Source organism: Burkholderia sp. IT-111MI5 (genome assembly GCF_949752865.1).
Classification (GTDB): Bacteria; Pseudomonadota; Gammaproteobacteria; order Burkholderiales; family Burkholderiaceae; genus Burkholderia; species Burkholderia pyrrocinia_C.
Map to the genome: position 1 here is coordinate 757,501 of NZ_CATKIF010000011.1, position 23,952 is coordinate 781,452.

Here is a 23,952-nt window from a genome sequence, read left to right on the forward strand (position 1 = left end):
ACTAGCCACAGGCTTCGAACCCGGCGTGCTGCCCGACACGGATAGATCCAAGCAACGCGGAATAAGCGCACATCCCTACGCTGTGGACGGATGCGAGGCGCCGAACAGTTGAATCACGACGCCGCGCAGCCACCGGTTGCCGGCCTCGTGGTGATAGCGCGCATGCCAATGCTGCCGTACCGCGAAGCCTTCGACCGGGATCGGGCACGCATGAACCGCCAGATCGCTCGCCTGAGCCAGTGTCTGGCCGATATGACGGGGTAGCGTCGTGATCAGGTCGGTCGTCTGGACGATCGCACCCAGCCCCAGAAAACCCGGTAACTCCAGCACCACGTCTCGCTCGATGCGCGCCTGCCGCAGCGCCTGTTCGAGGAGTTGCGCCCCGGTTCCCGCGGTAATGGCGACATGTCCTTCGGAACGATACTGCTTCGCCCCGAGGCGACCGCGAATCCTTGGGTGATGCCGGTTGGCCAGACATACCCAGTCCTGGTCGTACAGCTTCTGCTGATAAATGCCGCCACCTAGCCACGGCACATAGCCGATCGCGAGATCGGCTTCGCCGGATTCGAGCGCGCGCTCCGTATTGCCGTCGATCCGTGCGGCTTCCAGCCGGACGCCGGGCGCCTGCGCGCGGACATGGGCCAGTAGCCGCGGGAGCAGCGTGATGTGGCTCGCGTCGGTCATGCAGATGCGAAAGCGTCGCTGGGCCGTCGCAGGATCGAACGCGATCTCCCATGCAGTGAAGCGCCGCAGGGATTCGAGAATTTCCCGGCATGGCCCGATCAGCGCGTCGGCTTGCGGCGTCGGCGCCATGCCGCCGGGCGTCCGGATGAAGAGCGGATCGTGCAGGTGTTCCCGCAAGTGCCCGAGCCAGATGCTGACCGTCGGCTGGCTCTGGCCCAGTTGCTCGGCGACGCGCGTGACGCTGCGCATGTCGTACAGGAGATCGAAAAGCTGAAGCAGCTTCAGGTCGGGCAGATCGGCTGGCATCACGGCGTTATTGTCCATGGCAATGACGCCATTGTATCCATTGCATTGTCGGCATGAGCGGCGATTCCTATCGTGGTGCCATACGTCAAGGAGAAGCCATTGAAAATAGCGATTCTGGGGGCTGGCGCGCTGGGCTGCGCGATCGGCGCCACCCTTACCCAAGGCGGCCACGAGACCTGGCTGATCGACCGCTCGCCCGCGCACGTCGATGCGATGCGCGGTGACGGCCTGCGCGTCGACGACGCGGGCGGCACCCGCCACGTCCGCGTTCACGCGACGACTCGGGTTGCCGATGTCGGCGTGGCCGACCTGGTGGTGGTGCTGGTCAAGTCGTTCCAGACCGATGCGGCCATCCGCGGCGCCCAATCGCTGGTGGGGCCGGATACCGCCGTGCTGTCGCTGCAGAACGGCCTCGGGCACGAGGACATCCTGATCGACGTCGTCGGCCGCGAGCGCGTCCTCGCGGGCAAGACCTACGTCGGCGGCGTGCTGCGCGGCGCGGGTCACATCGAATCCGGCGTGATCGGCAAAACCACCTATATCGGCGAACTCGACGGCCGCGTCACACCGCGCGTGCAGGCGATCGCCGCCGCATTCAATGCCGCCGGCCTCGCCACGACGATCAGCGACAACATCGTCGGCACGATGTGGGACAAGCTGCTGGTAAATGTCGCGACGGGTGCGCTGACGGGGCTGACCGGCCTCACCTACGGGCAGCTTTACGACGAGGCGCTGCTGAAGGCGACGTCGCTCGCGGCCGTGGCCGAGGCGATCGCGGCGGCGCAGGCAGCCGGCGTGAAGCTGTCGATGACCGATCCCGAACAGGCCTGGACGCTCGCCGCCGAGGGGCTGCCCGCGTCCTTCAAGACGTCGATGCTGCAAAGCCTGGAGAAGGGCTCGATCACCGAGATCGACTTCATCAACGGTTCGGTCGTGCGCTGCGGGCAGCGCTACGGCGTGCCGACCCCGGTGAATGCCACGCTCGTCGCCTGCATCAAGGGGCTCGAGCGCGCGATGGCCGATCGCCAGCGCGAGGAGGCTGCAGCATGAGTGCCCCGAAAGCCTATCTGGAACACGTAGCGATCTGGGTGAAGGACATCCGCTGGCACATCCGCTTCTTCGAGGACGTGCTCGGCATGACCCTGCGCGAAGTGGACGGCACGCTCGACGCACCGCGGCAGTACTGGACGCTCGGCGGCCTGCAGTTCATCCACGCGCCGGAACACGATGGCCCGGAAGGCCGGCTCGCCCATCTCGGCGTGATGTGCGAGGACCTGGAGGCCGCACTGGCCGCGGCACAACGATTCGGCGTGACGGAGATGCCGCAGGGGCGGAACTGGCTTCGCCTGCCCGACGGGCTCGCCGTCGAACTGATCCAGGCCAGGCCGGCTTCCTGCGTCGCGCAGGCACTGGCGATCAACCCGCGCGCGGAGGCACGGCCATGACGATCGTCGAGAAATACTGGGACGACGCCCGCGAGGGTGACACGTGCACGAGCCCGAGCTACATCGTGACCAAGGAGCGCATTCTCGCGTACGCCGACCTCACCGGCGACCATACGCCCGTCCACGTGGACGAGGAATACGCAAACGCGAGCCATTTCGGCTGCCTCGTCGCACACGGACTGTTCGGCCTGTCCATCGCCGACGGCCTGAAGACGCAGAGCGACTATCGCTTTCTGCCGGGCATGTCGCTCGGCTGGACCTGGGATTTCCTGCTGCCGATCAAGGTCGGCGACGTGCTGCACGTGAAATTCCGCGTCGGTTCGATGCGGGCCAGCAAGAGTCGCCCGGATTGGGGCATCGTCGTGCTGCCGTCGGAGCTGATCAATCAGGACGGTCAGGTCGTTCAACACGGCGAGCATCGCCTGATGGTGCCGCGCCGCCCGGAGGCACTGTAATGCAGGCTCGCCCACTCGAAGGCATTCGCGTCGTCGACTACAGCCACTTCCTTGCCGGGCCGTATGTCGGGCGCTGTCTCGCGGCGCTCGGCGCCGAAGTCATCAAGGTCGAGCGCCCCGGGTCAGGCGACGCCGGACGCCAGCACGCGACCGTGCTCGACGACCAGCAAAGCGGCTACTTCCTGCAGCTCAACATGGGCAAGCGCGGCGTGAGCGTCAACATGAAGGACGCGCGCGGCAAGGCGTTCATGCAGCGGCTGTGCGACTCCGCCGACGTGTTCATCGAGAACTATCGGCCGGGCGCGCTGGATAAGCTCGGGCTCGGCTATGCCGAACTGTCGGCGCGCAATCCGCGCCTCGTCTACTGTTCGATTTCGGCGTACGGGCATACCGGTCCCGATGCGCATCGCGCAGGCTTCGGGCTGATCGCGGAAGCCAAGAGCGGAATCATGCAGATGGTCGGCACGCCGGGCGAGCGGCCGCCGCTGCTGCGCATCTCGCTCGGCGACATGTACACCGGCATTCATGCGGTCGCGGCCATCAACGCCGCGCTGTTGGGGCGCGTGCAGAGCGGCCGCGGGCAACACATCGACATGGCGCTGTACGACACGCTGGTATCGATGCACGAATATGCGGTGCAGTGCTACACGCTGCAGGGCGTGCTGCCCGCGCAGACCGGGCACGACATGCCGACCTCGACGCTCTACGGCGTATTCCGCGCCGCGGACGGCGATCTCGTGATCGCCGCGCAAGTCGACGACGCGTGGAAACGCTTCGCCGATCTGATCGCGACGCACGGCGGCCCGGCGGATTTCGGCGCCGACACACGGTTTCACGACAGCACCGGCCGCAACGCGCACCGCGCGGAGATTCTGTCGGTGGTCGAGCCGTGGGTGGCCGCGCGTTCCGTCGCGTCGGTGCTCGAACTGCTGGACGGCATCGACGTTCCGTGCGCGAAGGTGCAGCGCATCGACGAGGTATTGAACGATCCGCAGATCCAGGCGAGAGGCATGGTCGTCGAGCAACAGCATCCGCGCTACGGGACACTGCGCCTGCCCAACCTGCCGTTCCGGTTTTCCGATTGCGATACGACGATTCGCGACGTCGCACCCGATCTCGGGCAGCACAACGCGGAAGTCGCACGCTCCCTCGGGTTCGATTCGGCCGAAATCGATGCGATGCAGGCCGACGGCGTCCTCTATTCAAAAGCGAGCCAATGATGACCGACCAGTACGCGGTGATCGGCAATCCGATCGGACACACGAAATCCCCGCTGATTCACGGCCTTTTCGCGCAGGAGACGCGGCAGGACCTCAGCTATACGGCCATCGAGGGGCCCGTCGAGCCGGCAGGCGCTTTCGCTGCCGCGGTTCGTGCGTTTTTCGAGGGCGGCGGCAAGGGCATCAACGTAACCGCGCCGTTCAAGCTCGACGCGTTCGCGATGTCGGACGAACGCAGCGAGCGTGCGCAGCTCGCGGGCGCGGCCAACGCGCTCAAGTTCGACGGCGGCCGCATCCTGGCAGACAACTTCGACGGCATCGGACTGGTTCGCGATATCGAAGCGAACCTCAATCTGCCGATGGCCGGCAAGCGTGTCCTGGTGCTCGGTGCAGGCGGCGCGGCACGCGGCGCGCTTTTACCGTTCCTCGAAGCCGGACCGGCCGAACTGGTCATCGCGAATCGCGACGTCGACAAGGCGCACGCATTGGTCGCGCAAGTTGCCGGGCGCGGTCCGCTCGTTGCCGGCGGCTACGCAGACCTCGCACGGATGGGGCGTTTCGACCTGGTCGTCAATGCGACGTCGGCCAGCCTGACCGGCGACCTGCCGCCGGTCCCGCCGAGCGTGTTCAGTCCGGCCGGCACGGCCTACGAACTTGCATACGGCAAGCGTCTGACGCCGTTTCTCCGGCTCGCGAAAAACGCAGGCGTACACGGAATCGCGGACGGCGTCGGCATGCTGGTCGAGCAGGCGGCCGAAGCGTTCGCGTGGTGGCGCGGCGTGCGCCCCGAGACCAGTTCGGTGATCGATCGGCTGGCCGTGCCCTTTGATTGAACACGCAATGGAGATTCGCATGAAGAAGATCCTGATGCTGCACGGCATCAATCACAACATGTTCGGCAAGCGCGACCCGGCACAGTACGGGACGATCACGCTCGCACAGATCGATGCACGGCTGCAAGGGCTGGCGGAGGAACTGAGTGTACAGGTGGACTCGTTCCAGACAAACAGCGAATGCGCGATGTGCGAGCGCATTCATCGCGCCTTCGAGGAACGCCAGGATGCGGTGCTGATCAACGCGGGCGCATGGACGCATTACAGCTACGGCATTCGCGATGCCCTTGCCATCCTCACGTGCCCGATCGTCGAACTGCACATGTCCAACATTCATGCACGCGAGCCGTTCCGGCATCACTCCGTCCTGGCCGAGATCGTCAGCGGGCAGATTTGCGGTTTCGGTGTTCAAAGCTATCTGCTGGCGCTGAGGGCCGCGGTCTCGGCGCTCGGCGAGGAATAGGCCGATTCCCGTATCGGCTGCCGATGCGGGACCGACGCACATGCGCAATCGCTGCCGGGTGCACGGCGTTGCGCACCGCGGTTGCTCGCCGCGCGTCGTATCGATCGGCCTCGGTCAGGTCACACAACGGAGTCGATACATCGGGCAGTGACGACTCCCCGCATCACCCGCGTTGCCCGGCACACATATCAATATCTGGAGACGACGATGACCACGACCTTGCGAGACGAGCCCCGGGGCAGGCACCAATCGAGAAAAGCCGCCATCAGCGGCTGGATCGGCTCGGTGCTCGAATACTACGATTTCTTCATCTACGCCACGGCATCGGCGCTGATCTTCCCGCAGATATTCTTTCCGCACGGCAGCCCCACGACAGCCATCATCGCGTCGCTGGCCACTTACGGTGTCGGCTATGTGTCCCGCCCGATCGGCGCGTTCGTGCTGGGCCATCTCGGCGACACGCGCGGACGGAAAACCGTCCTGCTTTTCTGCATGTTCCTGATGGGAATCTCGACCGTCGGAGTCGGCCTCCTGCCGACCTATCAGCAAGCCGGGCTGATCGCGCCGGCATTGCTGGTGACGCTTCGCCTGCTGCAGGGTTTCGCCGTGGCCGGCGAGATCACCGGCGCGAGCTCGATGATCCTGGAGCACGCGCCGTTCGGTCGACGCGGATACTTCGTCAGCTTCACGCTACAGGGCGTGCAGGCCGGGCAGGTGCTGGCCGCCGCCGTGTTCCTGCCGCTCGCCTACTACATGCCGTCCGCGCAATTCGATAGCTGGGGCTGGCGCATTCCGTTCCTGCTGAGTGCGCTGGTCATCGTTGCGGGCTTGATCATTCGCCGCGAGGTCGACGAGTCGCCGGCCTTCGACGAAGCGGTACGCAACCGGTCGCAAGCCGGCTCGCCCGTTGCCGACGCTTTCAGGCACCACTTTCCCGACATGGTGCGCGTCGCGTGCATGTCGATGATGAACGTGATTCCGGTCGTCGCCACGATCTTCGGCGCAGCCTATGCGGTCCAGCCGGCGTATGGAATCGGATTCCAGAAAGATATCTATCTCTGGATCACGGTGGTGGGCAATATCGTTGCGATGATCGTGATTCCGTTCGTCGGCAACCTGTCCGACAAGGTCGGCCGTCGGCCGCCGATCATCGTCGGCTCGCTGGCCGCCGGGCTGCTCGCGTTCGCCTACCTGTATGCGATCAGCATCCGGAACGTGCCGCTCGCATTCGCGATGTCGATGCTCATGTGGGGTGTCGTGTATCAGGGCTACAACGCCGTATTTCCCGCCTTTTATCCGGAACTTTTCCCGACCCGCACCCGCGTCTCGGCAATGGCGATCGCGCAGAACCTCGGTACCGCAGCCACGGCGATGCTGCCGGCTCTGTTCACGGCGGTCGCGCCGCCCGGCGGACACCACGTCTGGCTGATCGTCGGTGCGATCGCGTTCGGCATCACCGTGATTGCGTCGCTCGCAGCCTTGAGCGCACGCGAGACCCATCGTGTCCCTATGAACGACCTGGGACGAGCGAACGCTCAACCGGTCGACAAGGCAGAATACGACCGGCTGCGCGTCGCGGCGATGTCGCGCAATCGCATCGTGCGCGAACACGTGCCAGGATCCGTCGGCAGCTAGCCGGCGCTCTACGGGGCGTCGTGTTCGGCGCCCCTTCCGCCAATCATTTCCAGCTTGCTGCTGCGCCCTCACTGACAGAGCCAACTTGCGTTACCGATGCCCGATACCGTACCGAAAACCGTCATGCCGGACACCACGCGCCCTGCTCGCCTGAACTTCGCGCTCATGTTGCCGCTTCTGCTGGCGGCCCAGCCGGTGGCGACCGACAGTTACCTGCCGGCGCTGCCTGAAATCGCCGCAACGCTGGGGGCCGCCAGCGTCAGCCTCACGGTTTTCGCATTGATATTCGGTATCGGGCAATTGCCGATGGGCAGTCTTTCCGACCGATACGGCCGCCGCCCCGTGTTGCTGAGTGGCCTGGCGCTCTATGCGCTTGCAGCGCTCGCGGCTGCGCTCGCTTCAACCGCAGCGCTGCTGGTAGCCGCTCGCGCGATGCAGGGCTTTGCCATGGCCGCGATCCTGGTATGCGCGCGCGCGACGGTGCGCGACCGGTATTCGGCAGCCGATGGCCCGTACGTGATGGCGCGTGGTTTCATGGGAATGGGGATGATGGCGTTCCTCGCGCCGATTCTCGGCGCGTATGTCACGCAGCTGGCCGGATGGCGATGGGTGCTCGCGGGGATGAGCCTGTATGCGTTCGGGCTGCTCGTCATGTGCTGGTACGGCTTCGAGGAAAGCTTCGCCAGAATCGCTTCGAGCCGAGGCTCGATCCGGGACGTGCGCGAGATATTCGGCAATGCCACGTTCAGGGTATGGGCGTTGCTGGCCGCCTCGACGTACACCGGCATGTTCTGCTTTCTATTGCTCTCTCCCGCAATCTACATCCGGCATCTCGGCCTGTCGCCCCAGCGATATGGCTGGATACCGGCGAGCGGTACGTTCGTCTATGTCCTGAGTACGTATGGCTGCCGCCTGCTGTTGCGACGTCAGAGCATGCTGCGAACGGTGCGACAAGGCGCAACGTTGAGCCTCTCCGGCGCGGTGATTCAGGCGGTGGGCTGCGCGTTGCTTCCCGGGAGCATCTGGCCGCTGCTCGCGGGGCATGGCGTGTATTGCCTCGGCCACGGAATCCATCAGCCATGCGGGCAGGCGGGGGCGGTCAGCAGCCTGCCTCATCTTGCGGGTCGCGCGGTATCCTGGTCTGGCTTCATCATGATGTTCTTCGCTTTCAGCGTGGGACAGACGGCAGCGGCTTTCACCGATCCGCGCTATCAACTGGGCGCGTGGCCAATGGTGGTGCCGATGCTCGTCGTCGGCGTCACGCTGGTGACAATCGCGTTTGCCTGGCTGCCAAAAATCAACGACGCGACTACGTGACATGCGGCGGAATTTTGTAGCCAGTCAGTCGCTGAGTCTCGCGTCGATATTATCGGAACCCAGCCAGGCCGGACGGACGGTGGCGGGAAGTTATAGCGATGTGTGGCAAGAGGCCGGCGCCCGTCGTAAAACTGCCGCCAGCGTTCGATGAGCACCTTGGCTGCGGCACGACTGCGGAACCCTCCCCGGTTCAGCAATTCCTCGCGCGGCTTGCGGCCAACGCTCTCAACGACCTCGATTTGCCACGGACTGCCCGGTGCGACGAAGGCCGGACCGATGGCAGCATCTCTCGGCCAGCTGCGTGCCCCGGCAGAGGCAAATTCAAGCGCGACGGCCACGGAAGCAGCAAGCATATCGTTACCCATGAATCGCTTTAAAAACAGCGCCCTACAGGACGTCTGCGGAAGAAATCGGAATGCCCGCGAACCCTTGACTGGCGGAAGGCAGCAGCTATCGGGCGAGCCAGGCCGACGCGCTCGCCCGGGACCGCACACGGCGCCCAAAGACATGTAAGCTGGTCAGGAATCGGACACTCGCCCAGGTTGCGGCAAGCAAGCTCCGATTGCAGTGGTCGCCGGAGCAGATTGCGGGTTGGCTCAAGCACTCGAGCACACCGGCAACCTCGAGGATCGGCTGGCCGAATACGACCGTTGTTGAAGTTCGTAGATTCTGCTAATGGTGTCCGTTCGAGCGCTAATCGTGTCCGTTTATTCCGCTAACGTAACCGCCGATAGTTCTCGAATGCGCTTCTCTCTCGGTCGCAGCTCATCACGCGCAGCGCAGCCCGGAAATGACCTGACCGGCGAAAAATTGAAGCGCGGAGGGTTTCAAAGAGGGGGCGGTGCATGCGACAGGATTCAATTGGTGGCTCATGCCATTCGCCACTTCATTAGTATAGCTATCAAATTCCTCCGAACTCACCATTGCTGCTCCTTATCGAGCTCCGTCAGACGCGCTGGCGGAATCAAAGGACCGCACAACCGCGTCAGCAAAATAAACGGACATCCGACATGCAGACATTGTTGCAATACAACACCTCGAAAAGTGTTCGAAACCGCCGCTGTGCCTTATCGGATGGGGCCGGCAGGCATTATTACATTAGCGGAATCTCTGGGCACGATTAGCAGTTTCCAAGCACTTCAACAGCAGCCGCGAGCCGCCGTCGTTCGCGCCGCCTCCCGGCCATTGCATCAATCCGTGCTGCCCAGCGCTTCCCGCAGCGCGGCAGCGGCCTCGCGGTGTGCGTACGCGGCTTCGGGAATCACGCGCCCCATCGAAAAAAATCCGTGGATCATTCCCCGGTAGCACCGCGCCTCCACGCGATTTCCGGCGCTGCGCAACTTGTCGGCATAACCGGCATGCTCGTCGCGCAACGGATCGTATTCGGCGGAAACCAGCCACGCCGGGGCGACGCCATACAGATCGGCCGGCGCGTGACGCTCTCCGTCGAGCGGCGCAAAGCGCCAGTCCGCCGCATCGGCCGCATGCCGTAGATAGTTGCGATGGATCCAGCGGATCACGTCGTGCGTCAGGAAATGGTCTTCGCCGTAACGCCGGTGCGCCGCGCTGCCCAGCGACGCCGACAGCGCCGGATAGATCAGCAGTTGCATCGCCAGCGCAATGTCCATCTCGCGGGCCCGAACGGCAACCACCGCCGCCAGCGTGGCCCCCGAGCTTTCGCCGCCGACGGCCAGACGCGATGCATCCAGACCGTAGGTCAGCGCCTTGCGGTGCAGCCACCGTAACGCGTCGAGCGCGTCGTCCACCGCACACGGAAACTTGTGCTCGGGCGCGAGCCTGTAAGACACCGACACGACCGCGCACCGTGCGTCGGCCGCCAGCATCCGACAGACGGCGTCGGCCGTATCGAGCGACCCGACGACATAGCCGCCGGAATGAAAATAAAGCAACGCCGGCTGCGGCGCGCTCCAGTCGGGCGCGCGCGGATAGTAGATGCGCGCGGCGATGTGCACGCCGTCGCGCATCTCGATCAGGCATTCGTCGATGCTGTCGACGCCGCGCGGCGCGAGATCGGCAAGCGGCACGTAGTACGCGAAATAGCGGCGCGCCTCTTCCAGCGGCAACCGGTCGAGCGACACCGCGCCGGGCCTCGCGCGACGCTCGAGAAACTGTCTGACACTCGGTGCGACGGGCATGGGATGCCTCCTCGACGGGTACTTTGCGCCGCGTGTCGTCCCGCGCGGTGCACCGGGCGCGAATCGGGCCTTACCTCGGCAGCGCGAGCGCACGCAACTGGTCGCCGACATGCAGCAACGCAACCTGGTCCTTCACCTGTCCGATGAACATGCCGATCATCAGCGCGAGCAACAGGACGGCCAGCGCGCCCTTGACCGGCTGCGCGAGCGATATGAGATCGAGTTTCGACGCAATCCGCGACAGCAGCCCCACCCCGACGTCGACGAGCAGCAACAGCAGCACCGCCGGCCCGGCGAGCTTCGCGATCGTGACCATCAGCGAATCCGTCTGCTGCATCACGAACGCCTCGATGAATGCGCGCGGCACCGGCGTCAGGCTGCCGAGCGGCCACCAGACGTACGTCTGGAACACTGCGCCGAGCAGGAACGTCATGCCGCCGAGGGTCCAGAACGCAACGGTCGCGCATTGCATCAGCAGCGTGGAGGTCAGCGTCGTCTGCTGTCCGAGGCTCGGATTCGTGATCTGCACGTTGTTGTAGCCGGTGAGATCGTCGATATAGGTGCCGACGGCTTCCGCGACCCAGAACACCGGCGATGCGACGAACGCGATCACCAGCCCGATCACGGCCTCCTTGACGACGACGGCAAGCAGGAATCCGCCATGCAGTTGCGTCATCAGCGCCTGCTGCCCGTAAGCGACGTAGATCGACCACAACACGACCATCGCATTGCGGATGCGCTTCGTGATCAGCTCGCCGCCCGTCGGCGGAAAGATCGTCAGCAGCACGAGCAGACGCACACCGCAGACGGCGACCAGGATCATGAACGACAGCAGCGCGCGCCCGAGCTGCGGAATGCCGGTCGAGAACGGATCGATCATCGCGAGCCCTCCGCGGCGCTGCGACGCGGCGTGTGCGCGGCCGACGCGGCGCCGCGACGCGCGACGAACGTTTCCTCGCTCTCCTCGTCCTGCAGATCGTCCGCGCGGGCCTCCGCGAGACGGCCCAGGCGATCCAGCCGCACGCTGCACAGGTCGATCCGCACGTCGTGGCGGAGAATCGCGGTGCGGGTCGTACCGATCGCCTGTTCGATCGCGGCAACGCCGTCCCGCAACCGCTCCAACGTGTCGAGTTCGCGCGCGCGCCGTGCGTGCGCATCGGCCAGCAGCTTCTCCCAGTCGAGCAGTTCGTCGATCCGCACCGGCCCGCGGCCGTCGAGCAGGCGGTCGATGCGCGCGGTGCGCCGGTCGACCTCTTCCGCCGCGTGCGCGAGTACGCGCTGCTGCTCGGCCAGCCGCGCATCGGCCTCGTCGCGTTCGCGCTGCTGCTCGGCCAGCGTGTCGCGCAGCGCGGCCCGGGCCCGCGTGAGGCGATTCCGGATCGTCGAGAATGCCATGACGCGCCTGTCTTTCATCGTCGTCACCCTTCGCCCGTGGCATCGGCGGCCGCGCTCACGCACGCAGACCGCGCAACGCGTCGCGCGTCGCTTCGCGTGTGCTGAATTCGTCGGTGCGCTGACAGAGGAATTGCCGGATGGCCTCGATCTTGCGCACGGCTTCGTCGGCGACCGGATCGCCGCCCGCCCGATACTCGCCGAGTTGCAGCAGCGTTTCGATGTCCCGATGCTTGGCAAGCAGCCGGCGCACATGACCGGCCGCGTCGCGATGCGCGTCGTCCGTCACCTGCGGCATCACGCGCGACAGGCTTGCCAGCACGTCGATGGCCGGATACTGGTTGCGTGCGGCGATCTCGCGCGACAGGATCATGTGCCCGTCGAGGATGCCGCGCACCTCCTCGGCCACCGGATCGCTGCCCGATTCGTCCTCGGCAAGCACGGTGTAGAGCGCGGTGATCGAGCCGTGCTCCGACAGCCCCGCACGTTCCAGCAGGCGCGGCAGCTCGGCGAAGATCGACGGCGGAAAACCGCGCCGCGCGGGCGGCTCGCCCGCGGCCAGCCCGATCTCGCGCTGGGCGCGCGCAAAGCGCGTCAGCGAATCCATCATCAGCAGCACGCGCTTGCCGCGATCGCGAAAATATTCCGCGATGGCGGTGGCCGAATAGGCGGCCTTCACGCGCTCGATCGACGAGCGGTCGGAGGTCGCGCACACCACGATGGACCGCGCGATGCCTTCCGGGCCGAGGATCTGTTCGATGAACTCGCGCACTTCACGGCCCCGCTCGCCGATCAGCGCGATCACGTTGAGGTCGCAGCGCGTGCCGCGCGCGAACATGCCCATCAGCGTGCTCTTGCCGACGCCGGCCGGCGCGAAAATGCCGACGCGCTGGCCTTCGCCGAGCGTCATCAGCCCGTCGACGACCCGCACGCCGGTGTCGAGCGAACGCTCGAGCAGCGGGCGGCTCATCGCGTCCGGCGGCGCCGCGTAGAGCGCGGCGGTTTCCGTCGTGTCGATCGGGCCGCGGCCGTCGATCGGCCTGCCCATGCTGTCGACCACGCGGCCAAACAGCGCGGAACCGACCGGAATCGCGAGCGGCCGACGCAGCGCAACCACCTGGGTGTCCCGCGAGAGGCCGTCGAGGCGACCGAACGGCGACAGCAGCGCCGTGTCGCGGGAAAAACCGACCACCTCGGCGCATTGCATCAGCTCGCCCTGCCCGGTCCGGAGTTCGCACAGCTCGCCGTAGCGGACGTCGATGCCGCTCACGCGGATCAGCGTGCCGAGCGCGTCCATCACCTTGCCGCGTGTCGACAGGTGCGCCGCACGGTCGAACTCCTGTTCGAGCGTGTCGGTGAGCCGGATCAGCGCATCGATGCCGGTGGCGTCCCGCGACACTTCGCTCATGCTCGTACCCCGATATCCTCGGCCGGGCCCGTGCCGCTTGCGGGTTCCGGTTCCGGTTCCGGCGGCTCCGGCAACCCGGGCGCTGCCGCATGCGTCCTGACTTCGGCGAACGCCTCCGGTGCGAGCGTCTCCGGCACGTCCGGCGCGTTCGCGTCACGCCGCAGCGCCGCATCGGCCGCCATGCGGACCGCGTCGATCTGTACCTTGAGGCTCGCGTCGACCGAACCGATGTCGGTGTCGCACACGCACGCGCCCGGGTCGAGCGTGCGGTCCGCATGGACCGTCAGCTGGACCGGCTGGCCGCGCGCGCGCCACTGCGCCACCGCATGCGAGAAGGTTTCGACGGCCGCGTCGTGCTCGTCCGGATGCACGCGAACCTGCAGGGTCCGGCTGCCTTCGATGATGCGTTCGACCACATCGCCGGCGCGGGCGAACAGCGCCGCCGGCTGTTCGTTCGCGACGATCTTCTCGACCGCGGATACCACCAGCCCGGCGATGCGCTGCTTCAACGACATCTGCAGTTCATAGCGCCGCTCGAGCAGCTGCGCGGTGCGCGCGTACCACTGCGAAAGCGCATCGCGGCTCCCTGCGTCGTAACCGCGCTGCTGCGCGGTGTCGTACTCGCCGCGGGCTTCGGCGCGCAGCGCGTCCGCGTCCGCGCGGGCCGCCGCGAGCATGCTGTCGGCATCGCGCGCCGCTTGCGCGAGGACTTCCGCGTGTTGGCGCTGCAACGCGAGATAGCCCGCGTCGAGCTGCACCAGCGACGCCAGGGCCTCGCGTTGCACGACGTCCGCGTGCACCCCGACGCCCGTGTTGCACGCGCGTGCCGCCTGTTCGGTGCCCGGTTGTCTCAGCCAGATGATCATCGCGTTTCCTCCTCCGCAAAAAAATCGTCGAGCCGCATCAGCACGCGCCGGCTGTCCTCGCGCGTCGCGTCCGCGTCATTCGCATGCAGCCACGGCGCCACCACCGCATCGCGCGCCCACGCCAGGCGCAACAATCCGGCCGGCGCATCGGGTTCGCACATGCCGCTCGTCCGGAACAGGCAAAAACCTTCCCAGCTCAGCGTGTACTCGTCGAGATGATCAAGCGGATGCATGCCGAAGTCGCGGATCCAGCGGTCGACCGGTTGCACGCGCGGCTCGGCCATCAGCCAGCGCAACGCCACCGCGCCGTGCCGGCCGAGCCAGCCGCAGACCTTGTCGCGGCTCTCGCGGTCGACCCAGTAACGCAGCTCGGCGCGCCGGCCGTAAAGCGCGCGCAGGCACAGCACGCCGAGCGCATCGTCCAGCGCCAGCGCGCCGAGCCGCCCGGTGTCGCCGCGAAACGTCCGATATGCCGGCACCGGCAGCCCTTCCCGCGCGAGCCAGCCCTCCAGCGCGCTCGCCCGCAGCCGGGCGAGCTGCGCGCCGCCCGTGCCGGCCGCACGGCGCCATGCGTCCGGAAACCAGCCCGGCCCGATCCAGTCGGGCAGCCCGATACGATTCGCCTGGTACTGCACGAGACGCCGTGCGAGACCGAAGGCGACACTGCCGTGTTTGTCGATATCCATGATCGTCCGCCGTGCCGCGCGCCGGTCAGCGCCCTGCGCCGTCGGCGGCCGGCTTGCCTCGGAACGGGCCCACCGGCAGCTTCGCCGCCAGGCCGCCCGCCGCGTTTCCACCTGGCGCGCCGGACGCCTCGGGCGCGTCGGCGTCATTCGCGCGCCGGCCTCGCTTGCGCGTCACGACGACGAGCAGCGCGAGCGCCGCGAGTACGCATCCGGCGATCGCGATCGTGCGCCACACCCCGCCGCCTGACGGCGCGCGCGGCGTCACGTCGAGCGGGCTGCCGGCGACCGCGGTCAGGCTGACCTTGTCGTACGACAACCCTTCGACGCTGTGGACCACGAGGTTCTTGATCTGCGGTTCGATCGTCGCGAGATTCGCCGTCGGCAGGTACTTGATGAACACCGACGCGGACGACGGCTTCACGTGCATCGCAAGCGGATCGTTGTCCGGCAGCACGATATGCACGCGCGCGACCATCACGCCGTCGATCTGCGACAGGGTCTTCGACAGCTCCTGCGAGACGCCGTAGATGAAGCGCACGCGCTCCTCGGTCGGCGTCGACACGAGGCCGTCCTTCTTGAAGAGATCGCCGAGATCGTCGTACTTGTGCGCCGGCAGGCCATGCTCGCGCAATACGTTCATCGCCTGCACGATGTGTGCATCGTCGACCTTGGCGCTCCACGTCTTGCCGCCGTCCGCACTCTCCTTCTTCGCGTCGATGCCCGCCTGCAGCAGCGCCGCGACGATCTCGTTGCAGTCCTGCTCGCTGAGGTTTCCATACAGTTCCTGTTTGCAGCCGGCCAGCGCGATGCACAGCGCGACGCACAACACCACGCACACGTGCACGCTCGTGTGGCCGACGATCCGGATCCGGGCGTTCATGGTCATTGGTTCTTCATCAGGGTTTCCAGCGCGCCTTTCGACGATTCGACCACGCTGATCTTCATCGACATGTCGACCTGCAGGCTCGCCGTCTCGATCTGCATCTGCACGGAGGCGGCCGCGATCTGGTTGAACGACATGTCGCCCGCGTTGTGCAGCATGTACAGCGCGTCGTTGGATACGGTCTGCAGCGCCTCGTCCTCGCTGAGCACGAGGTGCGTGGCGAGCGATCCGGCCTCGGAGCCCTGCGGCTTCGGCGGCGCCGTGACGCCGCTCGCCATCATCTGCTCGAAGCTCGCGACCTCGTGCGGCGGTACGACGACCGGCAATGCCGGTACGCCCGGATCGATCGCGTCGGCCAGGCCGGTCGCACCGCCGCCGCGTGCGATCGCCAGTTGAAAATCGGGTACGGGAGGAATCGGATTCATCGGGAGCCCCTTTTCGAAGATGCGAGCGACGCGTTCAAAGACGCAGGTACTGGCTTTCTTCCGCGGTCGGCGTCGCTGCGGACGGCTGGGCGCCGTCGGCATTCGCATCCGGCCCGTTCGCGTCATGCAACGTCGGCGTCTTGATGCCGAGCCGGTCGCGTAGGCGCTTCATCATGTCGGTCATGTGGAACACGCCGGTCGCCTGCGCATCGCGATTCGCGCGCTCGAGTTCGTCGCGCAACTCGACCGAATCGAGCAACGCGCGCGCGTCGTCGGTCAGGCTGCCCTCGTCCTCGCGCATCTTGCCGGCCACGATGCGCCAGTCGGCATTGCCGCTCGCCGCCAGGCAATAGACGAGCATGGCCCGCGCGCCGGGCATGCATTCGCCGCGCGATGCGAGCCCGTCGAACACCGCGATCGCATCGATCCAGTTGCGATGCACGATGTGCACGTAGCCGTCGTACAGGATCAGCTCCGGCCGCGCGGGCCGCATCACGTGCAGCGCATCGAGCAGATGTTCGGCTTCGTCGCTCGTCATGCGCGGATTCGGAAACTTGTCGACCAGCGCAAGGCGCACGATCTCGCGCATTGCACTGACGAGCCTGTTGCTGCACTGCATGTATTCGGGTTTGCCGTCCATGTTCGAGTCCGCCTTCAGGTAACGGGAATGTCGGGACGCGGCTGCCGTCCACGCTCCCAAGTTAGCAAACCGCCACGGCGGCAACGCCATGCGTGCGAAGGCATTTCCCGCGCGGCGAAGGCCGCATCGCGCACGCGGCGCATCGCCGGCACGGACGCCGCACGCTTCGGGCCGGCCGCGCCGCCTTCGCGCGCATGCACGCGCCCGGGCGGCGGCCGCGCTACCGTGCGACGACGCATGACGACGCGAACGGAGCGTTCATGAGCGACGAGAAAACCGAACAGCCCACGCGACGCAAGCTCAAGGAGGCGCGCAAGAAAGGCACCGTGGCGAAGAGTGTCGATCTCGTCGCGGCGGTACTCGTGCTCGTCTCGCTCGCGCTCTTTACGTTCGCCTGGCATCCGCTGCTCGACGCCCTCCACCAGAACATCTCGCGCGCGATCGATTTCTGCGCGTCCGCGCGTTCGATGGACGCGCTCTGGTCCGTCCTGATGCACGAGCTGGCCAACGGCGCGATCGCGTGCTGCGCGATCAGCGTGGCCGCGGCGCTCGCGGCCGCGCTGTCGATCGGCGCGCAGGTGGGCCTGCAGGTATCGTTCGACCCGGTCATGCCGAAGATGGACCGGCTGTCGCCGGCGGCCGGGCTCAAGCAGATCTTCTCGAAGCGCGTGCTGATCGACCTGCTGAAGATGAGCGTCAAGGCCGTGGTGATCGCCGCCGCGCTGTGGCACGTGATCGTGTCGCTGTTTCCGTTGATCACGTCCGCGATGGCCGAGCCGCTGGCGGCGCTCTCGCAGATTCTGTGGCACGCGCTGCTGAAGCTGCTGTTCGCGGCTGCCGTGCTGTTCCTCGTGGTCGGCGTGGTGGACTGGAAGATCCAGCACTGGCTGATGATGCGCGCGCAGCGCATGTCGAAGGACGAGGTCAAGCGCGAAATGAAGGAGCGCGAAGGCGAGCCGAAGCTCAAGCAAGAGCGGCGCAAGCGCGCGAAGGAACTCGTCAACGGCGGCGGCGAAAGCCTGTCGGGGGCAGTCGGCCGCGCGAACGTGGTGGTCGTCAATCCGACGCATTACGCGGTCGCGCTGCGTTACGTGCGCGGCGAAACGCCGTTGCCGGTCGTGCTTGCGAAGGGCACCGACGACGCGGCACTCGAGATTCGTGCGCTGGCGACGCAACGCGGCATACCGATCGTCGCCAACCCGCCCGTCGCGCGCGCGCTTTACAAGGTGGCCGAGCATCGGCCGATTCCGTCCGATCTGTTCGAAGTCGTCGCTGCGATCCTGCGCTGGGTCGAAGCGGTCGGCCCCGGCACGCCCGCAGCCGAACCCCGTTGATTCGCACCTGGAGCGCGACATGTTCAAGAATCTGAAGTTGCCCGCGGGCGGCGAAGTCGGCATCGCGGCCCTCGTCACGGCCATCGTTTCGCTGATGATCCTGCCGCTGCCGCCGGTCGTGATCGACATGCTGCTGTCGGTCAACATCTGCATCAGCGTCGTGCTGCTGATGGTAACGCTGTACGTGCCGTCGATCACGCAGCTGTCGGCGTTTCCGTCGGTGCTGCTGTTCACGACGCTCTACCGATTGTCGCTCAACATCGCGTCGACCAAGTCGATCCTGCTGCACGCCGACGCGGGACACATCATCGAGAGCTTCGGCGAGCTCGTGGTCGGCGGCAACCTCGTCGTGGGCCTCGTCGTGTTCCTGATCATCACGACCGTTCAGTTCATCGTGATCGCGAAGGGTTCGGAGCGGGTGGCCGAAGTCGGCGCGCGGTTCACGCTCGACGCGTTGCCCGGCAAGCAGATGAGCATCGACGCGGACTTGCGCGCAAACCTGCTGACGCCCGACGAGGCGCGCCGCAAGCGCGCGCGGCTCGCGGTCGAAAGCCAGCTCTACGGCGGCATGGACGGGGCGATGAAGTTCGTCAAGGGCGACGCGATCGCCGGCCTCATCATCACGCTCGTCAACATGACGGCCGGCATCGCGGTCGGCGTGGCCTATCACGACATGACGGCCGGCGACGCGGCGAACCGCTTTTCGATCCTGTCGATCGGCGATGCGATGGTGTCGCAGATCCCGTCGCTGCTGATCGCGGTATCCGCGGGCGTGATGATCACGCGGGTATCCGACGAGTCGGCCAAGCAAGGCAGCTCGCTCGGCGAGGACATGTTGCGCCAGCTCGGCGGCAACGCACGCGCGATGCTGTTCGCGGCAGTGCTGCTCCTCGGCTTTGCGATGGTGCCCGGCTTTCCATGGGAACTGTTCCTGCTGCTGTCCGCGCTGCTTGGGGTCGCGGGTTACCGGCTCGCGCGGCGCGGCGACGGCACGTCGTCCGCCGCGCCGGGAAAGACGGTCTCCGCGCTGCAGCGCGCGGGATCGAAAGGCGACGCGCCGACGATCCTCCGGCACGCGCCGCAGTTCACCAGCGCGCTCGGCGTGCGACTCGCCCCCGATCTCGCCGACCGCCTGTCGGCCGCCGCGCTGAACGACGCGTTCGAGGCGCAGCGCATGCTGCTCCAGGAGCAGGTAGGCCTGCCGTTCCCGGGCATCACGATGTGGACCGCGTCCGACCTGGCGGCCGGTACGTTCGAGATTCTCGTGCTGGACGTCCCGTCGCTGACCGTGACGATTCCGCCCGGCAAGGTCATGGTGCCCGGCGCGGCGGCCGACCCGGCGCTGGCCGCGCAATGCGAGAAGGCCGGCGCGGCAGGCGGACAGGCGGACAGCTACTGGGCGCCGGAACGCCAGCCGCCCGGCGGCGCGACGGTGTGGCGCGCGGAACAGGTGATCGCCAACGACACGATCGCGCTGCTGCGCGCCCGCGCGAAGCTGTTCGTCGGCATCCAGGAAACCCAGTGGGTGCTGGAGCAGCTCGGCGCCGAATTCCCCGGCCTCGTCGCCGAGGTGCAGAAGGCGTTGCCGCTGCAACGGGTCGCCGACGTGCTGCGGCGCCTGCTGGAAGAGAACATCCCGATCCGCAACGCGCGCAGCATCATGGAGAGCCTCGTGAACTGGGGGCCCAAGGAGAAGGACATGCTGCTGCTGACCGAATACGTGCGCGGCGATCTCTCCCGGTATATCGCATACAGCGCGACGGGCGGCGCAGCGTCGCTGCAGGCCGTCCTGTTCACGAGCGACCTGGAGCAGCATATTCGCCAGTCGATCAAGCAGACGCCGACCGGCAACTATCTCGCGCTCTCGCCCGACGAAGTCCGCACGCTCGCGGAGCAGATCGGCGCTTACGTGGGCGACGTGCCTCACGACGAAGTCGCGCTCGTCACGTCGATGGACATCCGTCGCTACGTGCGGCGCATGGTCGAGGCGCACCTGCCGTGGCTGCGCGTGTACTCGTACCAGGAGCTCGGCGATTACGTCGAACTGCGCCCGCTCGGTCGCGTCACGACATGACGGCCGCGCGCAGGGACAGCCATGACGACCCACCCGATCACGCCGCGCATCCACGCGCCTGACGACGACGCGGACGACGGTGCGCACCGCGCGCCTCGCCCGGCGCGGAGCCGGCGCGGTATCGACTATGCGGAACTGGTACGCGATGCGCGCGAACGCGGCGAGCGCGCGGCGCTGCACGACGCGTTGCGTACGCACGGCCGGCGCACACGGGGCGATGCGCTCCGCAAGCCGACGGACGCGGCCTCGTCCGACGACACCGCTGCCGACGCAGCGGATCAATCGGACGCCGGCGCAAACGGCACAGACGACGATCTCGACGCCGACGCGCCGCCGGCCGAGCGCGCGCGGCGGCTCGATGCACAGGTCCGGCCGTTCGTCGCGGCGCTCGGCGCCGAACAGGTACGCGTGGTGGAACTGATGCGCTTCGTTGCCGCGCATGTGGCCGATTTCTGCAGCGACGCGGCCGTGCTCGAGAACGGCAACTGGACCGTCCGCCTCAGGCTCGATCCCGACCTGCTGCCAGGCTGCACGCTCGAACTGCACCTTTCGTATTTCGACCTCGCGCTTCGGTTCGACGCCGATGCGCCCGACATCCGCCAACTAGTCTGTCGTCATGTGCACGTGCTGCACGAACAACTGGCGAACCTGCTGCATCGCCTCGCCGTTGCGCGCCACGTGTCGATCGAAGTCGCATGACCGCCAGCCGATACGAACGGTTGCGCACGCACCCACCGCCCCGTCGAAAGAACCGCTCACACACGACACGATGAACGCCACCGGCCAACCTGCTCGCCATACCGTCCGCGCGCTGCGCGACGACCCGAACGGGCTGCCGCGCATCGATGCGGAACTCGCGAGCGTTGCCCGTCTGCTGGGCGATGCGCGTCTCGATGCGTGCGTTGCCGGGCTCGACGGCGCGGCGGACCGGCGGCTGGTGCCCGGCGACGTGGCGGACGGCAACCTGTGCTGGGTCGCGTTGCAGTACGACGGCGCGCTGGCCTGGATCGGGCTGGACGCCGACGCGCACCCGGCACTGGCGGCACTCGCGGACGACGATGGCTCGCCGCTGTCGTGCGCGATCGCGGGCCTGCTGCTCACGCCGCTGATCGACCTGCTCGACACGCTCGGCGCCGTGAACGTCGGCGTCGCGGCGATCGGGCGTCATGCCCCCGTGCATCGCGACGGCCGCCGCGCGGCGACCGTCGGCATGCTCTGCATACACGGTGCGCACCGCCATGCGTGTCGGATCGGGCCGGCCGATCCCGGCTGGATCGACCTGATCGAACGCCGGATGGCCCGGTATCCGTTGTCGCTGCCCGCGCGGCTCGGCCGGATTCGCGTGCCCGGCTACCTGATCGTCGGCGAGAAGGCGTTGCCGATCGCGACGCTCAGGCGCCTGCGTCCCGGCGACGTCGTGTTGCGCTTCGCCGATCCGGCATTCGTCGGATCGGACGGCACCGCGCCGGTCCACGCGCTCGCACTGCGCTGGGGCGTTGCCGGCACGCATCAGTACGTCGCGCACGCCACGCTCGACGGCCCCCGACTCGTTCTCGATACGGAACCTGCCATGACCGACCGCAATGACCACCCGGTGCCCGGCGCCGCCGACGCCGAGACCCAGACCTCGCTGGACGAACTCGAGCTGCCCGTCAGTTTCGAAATCGAAACGGTCACGCTGCCGCTCGCGCAGTTGTCCGCGCTGCGGCCGGGCTACGTGATCGAATTGCGGGGCACGCTGCGCGACGCGCGCATCCGGCTCGTCGCGTACGGGCAACTGATCGGCATCGGCGAACTCGTCACGGTCGGCGAGCAGCTCGGCGTACGGGTCATCGACGTATTCGGCAGCCATGACGCAGATTAACGAACTGACCGCGCTGCTGGTCGCGGTCATCGCGATCGGCCTGATCCCGTTCGTCGCGATGGTCGTGACCTCGTACGCGAAGATCGTCGTCGTGCTCGGGCTGCTGCGCAACGCGCTCGGCGTGCAGCAGGTGCCGCCGAACATGGTGCTCAACGGCATCGCGATCCTCGTGACGCTCTACGTGATGGCGCCGATCGGGATGAGCGCGGCCGACACGATGCGCCACGAGCAACTCGCGAATTCGCCGGCGGAAATCATGGTCCAGGCGTTCGGCGCATCGCAGGCGCCGTTCCGGACCTTCCTCAAGGCGCATTCGCGCGAACGCGAGCGCCTGTTCTTCATGCGCTCGGCGCACGTGATCTGGCCGGAGAGTCTCGCGAACGCGCTGCACGAGGACGACCTGATCGTGCTCGCGCCCGCGTTCACGCTGACCGAGCTCGCCGACGCGTTCAGGATCGGCTTCCTGCTGTACATCGCGTTCATCATCGTCGATTTCGTGATCGCCAACGTGCTGCTGGCAATGGGCCTCAACCAGATCCAGCCGACCAACGTCGCGATCCCGTTCAAGCTGCTGCTGTTCGTGGCGATGGACGGCTGGTCGGCGCTGATTCACGGCCTGATCCTCACCTACAAGTAGGCGCGCGATGAATACGGACACCCTGATCGGACTGACCTCGCAAGGCTTGCTGCTCTGCCTCTACATCTCGCTGCCGGCGATCATCGTGTCGGCGCTGTCGGGGTTGATCGTCGCGTTCCTGCAGGCGATCACGTCGCTGCAGGACCAGACCATTTCGCACAGCGTCAAGCTGTTCGCGGTCATCGGGACGTTGCTGCTCACTGCCGGCTGGGGCGGCACCACCATCCTGCGCTTCGCCCTCCGGCTCCTGAGCGCGGCGGTGCCGACATGACGACCGTCCGTCACGACCCCGGCGCGTCCGGCCCTTACGAGGTCGCTCCGGCCACGGCGGACACGGCCGCGCACGCGCGTGCGCGCATCGACCTGCGTGCGCGGCTGTACCGGAACAGCATGTTCCGGCACGCGGCGCGCGCATGGCATCCATCGCACGGCGCCACGCACGCGCGCCAGGCCGCGGCCGATCACCTGCGTCACCTGCTCGCCGCGCACGGCGGGCTGCCGCACACGTCGCACCTGCCGGGGCGCCACGAAGGCCACGGCGGCAACGGTGCGCCGCGGCCACGACAACCGAATGCGCGGCCCGACCCGCAGCAGAAGCATCGGCAACAACAGCAACAGTCCCGGCATCCGAAAAGCCCGCAGCAAACGCCGAAGCACGAACGTCGCCCGTCCCGTCATCCCGCACACGGCAGTTGGACGCCGCGTCGGGACGCCGCGCCCGGCGCGCGGATGCCGTCGTTCAACGACGGCGGGTCGCAATCGAACGGGGGGCGTCGCGAGGCGCCCGAGGACGGCAAGCGGCGCATCGACGCGATCCGGCGCGTGGCCGCCGCCACCCGCACCGAACTCCAGGCGCTCGCCGCATCGACGGCCGACCAGCCGCTCGTCTACCCGGACGCGATGCGCGAAGCGGTCGTCCTGCAGCGTTGCGCGGGGCACGACGCGTTCGCGGTCGCGACCGACGTCCTGAAAGCCCGTCAGCTGGCGGGCGACGACGCGTCCAGCAGCTACGACGACCTGCTGCGCTTCCTCGTCGACTTCAAGCGGCTGAGCGCCGGAACCGGCGCACGCGGCGCGCTCACCCCGCTGCTGGCCTTCCACGACCTGCGCCCGTCGACCGCCGCGTTGCGCGCGCGTTCGCTGGTCCGGCTCGACGCGATCGTGCGCGTCCGCAACGGCGTACCCCGGAGCGACGCGCCGTGAACGCACGCCGGTTCGCGGCACGGGCG

The 23,952-nt window shown here is 67.1% G+C and carries 26 protein-coding genes and 2 pseudogenes; 16 read left to right on the forward strand and 12 right to left on the reverse strand.

The genetic code is table 11. From position 1 onward, the window contains the following. Window positions 1-75 precede the first annotated feature (75 nt). Window positions 76-1,008, reverse strand: a complete 933-nt coding sequence (locus tag ACM6JT_RS11600) for a LysR family transcriptional regulator (RefSeq protein ID WP_105390859.1) — start codon at window positions 1,006-1,008, stop codon at window positions 76-78. Between the two features lie 81 nt (window positions 1,009-1,089). Here ACM6JT_RS11600 and ACM6JT_RS11605 point away from each other — a divergent pair, with 81 nt between their 5' ends. The 8 genes from ACM6JT_RS11605 to ACM6JT_RS11640 all read left to right on the forward strand — a co-directional run bounded on the left by ACM6JT_RS11605 (window position 1,090) and on the right by ACM6JT_RS11640 (window position 8,358). Next, complete coding sequence (locus ACM6JT_RS11605; RefSeq protein WP_034179918.1) at window positions 1,090-2,040, forward strand: ketopantoate reductase family protein; 951 nt, start codon at window positions 1,090-1,092, stop codon at window positions 2,038-2,040. Next, entirely contained in the window at window positions 2,037-2,435 is a 399-nt protein-coding gene (locus tag ACM6JT_RS11610) for a VOC family protein (protein WP_034179919.1), read from the forward strand. Before ACM6JT_RS11605 ends, ACM6JT_RS11610 begins: the two co-directional genes overlap by 4 nt. Next, window positions 2,432-2,890: a MaoC family dehydratase gene (locus ACM6JT_RS11615; RefSeq protein WP_034179920.1), complete on the forward strand. Its 459-nt coding sequence runs from the start codon at window positions 2,432-2,434 to the stop codon at window positions 2,888-2,890. Before ACM6JT_RS11610 ends, ACM6JT_RS11615 begins: the two co-directional genes overlap by 4 nt. Then, a complete protein-coding gene (locus tag ACM6JT_RS11620; protein ID WP_414856514.1) occupies window positions 2,890-4,110 on the forward strand; it encodes a CaiB/BaiF CoA transferase family protein in 1,221 nt (406 codons plus the stop codon). Before ACM6JT_RS11615 ends, ACM6JT_RS11620 begins: the two co-directional genes overlap by 1 nt. Next, complete coding sequence (gene aroE / locus ACM6JT_RS11625; protein ID WP_414856515.1) at window positions 4,110-4,943, forward strand: shikimate dehydrogenase; 834 nt, start codon at window positions 4,110-4,112, stop codon at window positions 4,941-4,943. The genes ACM6JT_RS11620 and aroE overlap by 1 nt, the downstream gene beginning before the upstream one ends. A 19-nt stretch (window positions 4,944-4,962) precedes the next feature. Beyond that, window positions 4,963-5,406, forward strand: coding sequence for a type II 3-dehydroquinate dehydratase (gene aroQ, locus ACM6JT_RS11630; protein ID WP_414856516.1), 444 nt, complete (start codon window positions 4,963-4,965; stop codon window positions 5,404-5,406). Between the two features lie 207 nt (window positions 5,407-5,613). Beyond that, the gene (locus tag ACM6JT_RS11635; protein ID WP_414856517.1) at window positions 5,614-7,041 is read left to right on the forward strand and encodes an MFS transporter; all 1,428 of its coding nucleotides are present in this window, start codon (window positions 5,614-5,616) and stop codon (window positions 7,039-7,041) included. A 123-nt stretch (window positions 7,042-7,164) separates the two neighbouring features. After that, on the forward strand, window positions 7,165-8,358 hold the full coding sequence (locus ACM6JT_RS11640; RefSeq protein WP_105390854.1) for an MFS transporter: 1,194 nt from the start codon (window positions 7,165-7,167) through the stop codon (window positions 8,356-8,358). 24 nt (window positions 8,359-8,382) lie between these two features. Here ACM6JT_RS11640 and ACM6JT_RS11645 read toward each other — a convergent pair. Beyond that, window positions 8,383-8,681, reverse strand: a pseudogene (locus tag ACM6JT_RS11645) (integrase core domain-containing protein); the annotation flags it as partial. A gap of 125 nt (window positions 8,682-8,806) precedes the next feature. Between ACM6JT_RS11645 and ACM6JT_RS11650 the strand changes: the two are divergent. Further along, window positions 8,807-8,962: pseudogene (locus tag ACM6JT_RS11650) on the forward strand (IS30 family transposase); the annotation flags it as partial. A gap of 164 nt (window positions 8,963-9,126) precedes the next feature. Here the strand turns inward: ACM6JT_RS11650 and ACM6JT_RS11655 are convergent. From ACM6JT_RS11655 to ACM6JT_RS11700, 10 genes are all read right to left on the reverse strand, one after another. Beyond that, complete coding sequence (locus tag ACM6JT_RS11655; RefSeq protein ID WP_414856518.1) at window positions 9,127-9,282, reverse strand: hypothetical protein; 156 nt, start codon at window positions 9,280-9,282, stop codon at window positions 9,127-9,129. A gap of 266 nt (window positions 9,283-9,548) precedes the next feature. After that, window positions 9,549-10,514 (reverse strand): alpha/beta hydrolase, encoded by a 966-nt coding sequence (locus ACM6JT_RS11660; RefSeq protein WP_105390852.1) that lies wholly within the window; start codon window positions 10,512-10,514, stop codon window positions 9,549-9,551. Between the two features lie 70 nt (window positions 10,515-10,584). Then, on the reverse strand, window positions 10,585-11,394 hold the full coding sequence (gene sctT / locus ACM6JT_RS11665) for a type III secretion system export apparatus subunit SctT (RefSeq protein ID WP_034179925.1): 810 nt from the start codon (window positions 11,392-11,394) through the stop codon (window positions 10,585-10,587). After that, window positions 11,391-11,927: a hypothetical protein gene (locus tag ACM6JT_RS11670; protein ID WP_414856519.1), complete on the reverse strand. Its 537-nt coding sequence runs from the start codon at window positions 11,925-11,927 to the stop codon at window positions 11,391-11,393. The genes sctT and ACM6JT_RS11670 overlap by 4 nt, the downstream gene beginning before the upstream one ends. Before the next feature lie 37 nt (window positions 11,928-11,964). Beyond that, on the reverse strand, window positions 11,965-13,314 hold the full coding sequence (gene sctN / locus ACM6JT_RS11675; RefSeq protein ID WP_051983627.1) for a type III secretion system ATPase SctN: 1,350 nt from the start codon (window positions 13,312-13,314) through the stop codon (window positions 11,965-11,967). Next, window positions 13,311-14,180, reverse strand: coding sequence for a type III secretion system stator protein SctL (gene sctL, locus ACM6JT_RS11680; RefSeq protein ID WP_414856520.1), 870 nt, complete (start codon window positions 14,178-14,180; stop codon window positions 13,311-13,313). Before sctL ends, sctN begins: the two co-directional genes overlap by 4 nt. Continuing rightward, entirely contained in the window at window positions 14,177-14,866 is a 690-nt protein-coding gene (locus ACM6JT_RS11685) for a type III secretion protein HrpB4 (protein ID WP_051983629.1), read from the reverse strand. The genes sctL and ACM6JT_RS11685 overlap by 4 nt, the downstream gene beginning before the upstream one ends. Before the next feature lie 25 nt (window positions 14,867-14,891). Next, window positions 14,892-15,746, reverse strand: coding sequence for a type III secretion system inner membrane ring lipoprotein SctJ (sctJ, locus tag ACM6JT_RS11690; protein WP_034180114.1), 855 nt, complete (start codon window positions 15,744-15,746; stop codon window positions 14,892-14,894). Between the two features lie 2 nt (window positions 15,747-15,748). Continuing rightward, window positions 15,749-16,174 carry a hypothetical protein gene (locus ACM6JT_RS11695; protein ID WP_051983630.1) on the reverse strand — a complete coding sequence of 142 codons (426 nt, stop codon included), beginning with the start codon at window positions 16,172-16,174 and terminating at the stop codon, window positions 15,749-15,751. Window positions 16,175-16,208: 34 nt separating this feature from the next. Beyond that, window positions 16,209-16,814 (reverse strand): HrpB1 family type III secretion system apparatus protein, encoded by a 606-nt coding sequence (locus tag ACM6JT_RS11700; protein ID WP_181152223.1) that lies wholly within the window; start codon window positions 16,812-16,814, stop codon window positions 16,209-16,211. 260 nt (window positions 16,815-17,074) lie between these two features. On the opposite strand from ACM6JT_RS11700, the gene sctU reads away from it, so the two are divergent. From sctU to ACM6JT_RS11735, 7 genes are all read left to right on the forward strand, one after another. After that, a complete protein-coding gene (gene sctU / locus ACM6JT_RS11705; RefSeq protein WP_414856521.1) occupies window positions 17,075-18,148 on the forward strand; it encodes a type III secretion system export apparatus subunit SctU in 1,074 nt (357 codons plus the stop codon). A gap of 19 nt (window positions 18,149-18,167) precedes the next feature. Then, window positions 18,168-20,222 (forward strand): type III secretion system export apparatus subunit SctV, encoded by a 2,055-nt coding sequence (sctV, locus tag ACM6JT_RS11710; RefSeq protein WP_034179927.1) that lies wholly within the window; start codon window positions 18,168-18,170, stop codon window positions 20,220-20,222. Between the two features lie 21 nt (window positions 20,223-20,243). Beyond that, window positions 20,244-20,921, forward strand: a complete 678-nt coding sequence (gene sctP, locus ACM6JT_RS11715; protein WP_105390845.1) for a type III secretion system protein SctP — start codon at window positions 20,244-20,246, stop codon at window positions 20,919-20,921. Window positions 20,922-20,991: 70 nt separating this feature from the next. Then, a complete protein-coding gene (gene sctQ, locus ACM6JT_RS11720; RefSeq protein WP_181152222.1) occupies window positions 20,992-22,086 on the forward strand; it encodes a type III secretion system cytoplasmic ring protein SctQ in 1,095 nt (364 codons plus the stop codon). Beyond that, window positions 22,073-22,723 carry a type III secretion system export apparatus subunit SctR gene (gene sctR, locus ACM6JT_RS11725; RefSeq protein WP_105390843.1) on the forward strand — a complete coding sequence of 217 codons (651 nt, stop codon included), beginning with the start codon at window positions 22,073-22,075 and terminating at the stop codon, window positions 22,721-22,723. The genes sctQ and sctR overlap by 14 nt, the downstream gene beginning before the upstream one ends. 7 nt (window positions 22,724-22,730) lie before the next feature. Further along, entirely contained in the window at window positions 22,731-22,994 is a 264-nt protein-coding gene (sctS, locus tag ACM6JT_RS11730) for a type III secretion system export apparatus subunit SctS (RefSeq protein WP_012339994.1), read from the forward strand. Further along, on the forward strand, window positions 22,991-23,926 hold the full coding sequence (locus ACM6JT_RS11735) for a hypothetical protein (protein ID WP_414856522.1): 936 nt from the start codon (window positions 22,991-22,993) through the stop codon (window positions 23,924-23,926). The genes sctS and ACM6JT_RS11735 overlap by 4 nt, the downstream gene beginning before the upstream one ends. Window positions 23,927-23,952 lie beyond the last annotated feature (26 nt).

What these genes read in the sequence shown, in the direction of transcription:
- ACM6JT_RS11600 (WP_105390859.1), bottom strand. Translation starts at nt 1,008, where the DNA reads ATGGACAATAACGCCGTGATGCCAGCCGATCTGCCCGACCTGAAGCTG.
- ACM6JT_RS11610 (WP_034179919.1), top strand. Translation starts at nt 2,037, where the DNA reads ATGAGTGCCCCGAAAGCCTATCTGGAACACGTAGCGATCTGGGTGAAG.
- ACM6JT_RS11615 (WP_034179920.1), top strand. Translation starts at nt 2,432, where the DNA reads ATGACGATCGTCGAGAAATACTGGGACGACGCCCGCGAGGGTGACACG.
- ACM6JT_RS11620 (WP_414856514.1), top strand. Translation starts at nt 2,890, where the DNA reads ATGCAGGCTCGCCCACTCGAAGGCATTCGCGTCGTCGACTACAGCCAC.
- aroE (WP_414856515.1), top strand. Translation starts at nt 4,110, where the DNA reads ATGACCGACCAGTACGCGGTGATCGGCAATCCGATCGGACACACGAAA.
- aroQ (WP_414856516.1), top strand. Translation starts at nt 4,963, where the DNA reads ATGAAGAAGATCCTGATGCTGCACGGCATCAATCACAACATGTTCGGC.
- ACM6JT_RS11635 (WP_414856517.1), top strand. Translation starts at nt 5,614, where the DNA reads ATGACCACGACCTTGCGAGACGAGCCCCGGGGCAGGCACCAATCGAGA.
- ACM6JT_RS11640 (WP_105390854.1), top strand. Translation starts at nt 7,165, where the DNA reads ATGCCGGACACCACGCGCCCTGCTCGCCTGAACTTCGCGCTCATGTTG.
- ACM6JT_RS11655 (WP_414856518.1), bottom strand. Translation starts at nt 9,282, where the DNA reads ATGGTGAGTTCGGAGGAATTTGATAGCTATACTAATGAAGTGGCGAAT.
- ACM6JT_RS11660 (WP_105390852.1), bottom strand. Translation starts at nt 10,514, where the DNA reads ATGCCCGTCGCACCGAGTGTCAGACAGTTTCTCGAGCGTCGCGCGAGG.
- sctT (WP_034179925.1), bottom strand. Translation starts at nt 11,394, where the DNA reads ATGATCGATCCGTTCTCGACCGGCATTCCGCAGCTCGGGCGCGCGCTG.
- ACM6JT_RS11670 (WP_414856519.1), bottom strand. Translation starts at nt 11,927, where the DNA reads ATGAAAGACAGGCGCGTCATGGCATTCTCGACGATCCGGAATCGCCTC.
- sctN (WP_051983627.1), bottom strand. Translation starts at nt 13,314, where the DNA reads ATGAGCGAAGTGTCGCGGGACGCCACCGGCATCGATGCGCTGATCCGG.
- sctL (WP_414856520.1), bottom strand. Translation starts at nt 14,180, where the DNA reads ATGATCATCTGGCTGAGACAACCGGGCACCGAACAGGCGGCACGCGCG.
- ACM6JT_RS11685 (WP_051983629.1), bottom strand. Translation starts at nt 14,866, where the DNA reads ATGGATATCGACAAACACGGCAGTGTCGCCTTCGGTCTCGCACGGCGT.
- sctJ (WP_034180114.1), bottom strand. Translation starts at nt 15,746, where the DNA reads ATGAACGCCCGGATCCGGATCGTCGGCCACACGAGCGTGCACGTGTGC.
- ACM6JT_RS11695 (WP_051983630.1), bottom strand. Translation starts at nt 16,174, where the DNA reads ATGAATCCGATTCCTCCCGTACCCGATTTTCAACTGGCGATCGCACGC.
- ACM6JT_RS11700 (WP_181152223.1), bottom strand. Translation starts at nt 16,814, where the DNA reads ATGGACGGCAAACCCGAATACATGCAGTGCAGCAACAGGCTCGTCAGT.
- sctU (WP_414856521.1), top strand. Translation starts at nt 17,075, where the DNA reads ATGAGCGACGAGAAAACCGAACAGCCCACGCGACGCAAGCTCAAGGAG.
- sctV (WP_034179927.1), top strand. Translation starts at nt 18,168, where the DNA reads ATGTTCAAGAATCTGAAGTTGCCCGCGGGCGGCGAAGTCGGCATCGCG.
- sctP (WP_105390845.1), top strand. Translation starts at nt 20,244, where the DNA reads ATGACGACCCACCCGATCACGCCGCGCATCCACGCGCCTGACGACGAC.
- sctQ (WP_181152222.1), top strand. Translation starts at nt 20,992, where the DNA reads ATGAACGCCACCGGCCAACCTGCTCGCCATACCGTCCGCGCGCTGCGC.
- sctR (WP_105390843.1), top strand. Translation starts at nt 22,073, where the DNA reads ATGACGCAGATTAACGAACTGACCGCGCTGCTGGTCGCGGTCATCGCG.
- sctS (WP_012339994.1), top strand. Translation starts at nt 22,731, where the DNA reads ATGAATACGGACACCCTGATCGGACTGACCTCGCAAGGCTTGCTGCTC.
- ACM6JT_RS11735 (WP_414856522.1), top strand. Translation starts at nt 22,991, where the DNA reads ATGACGACCGTCCGTCACGACCCCGGCGCGTCCGGCCCTTACGAGGTC.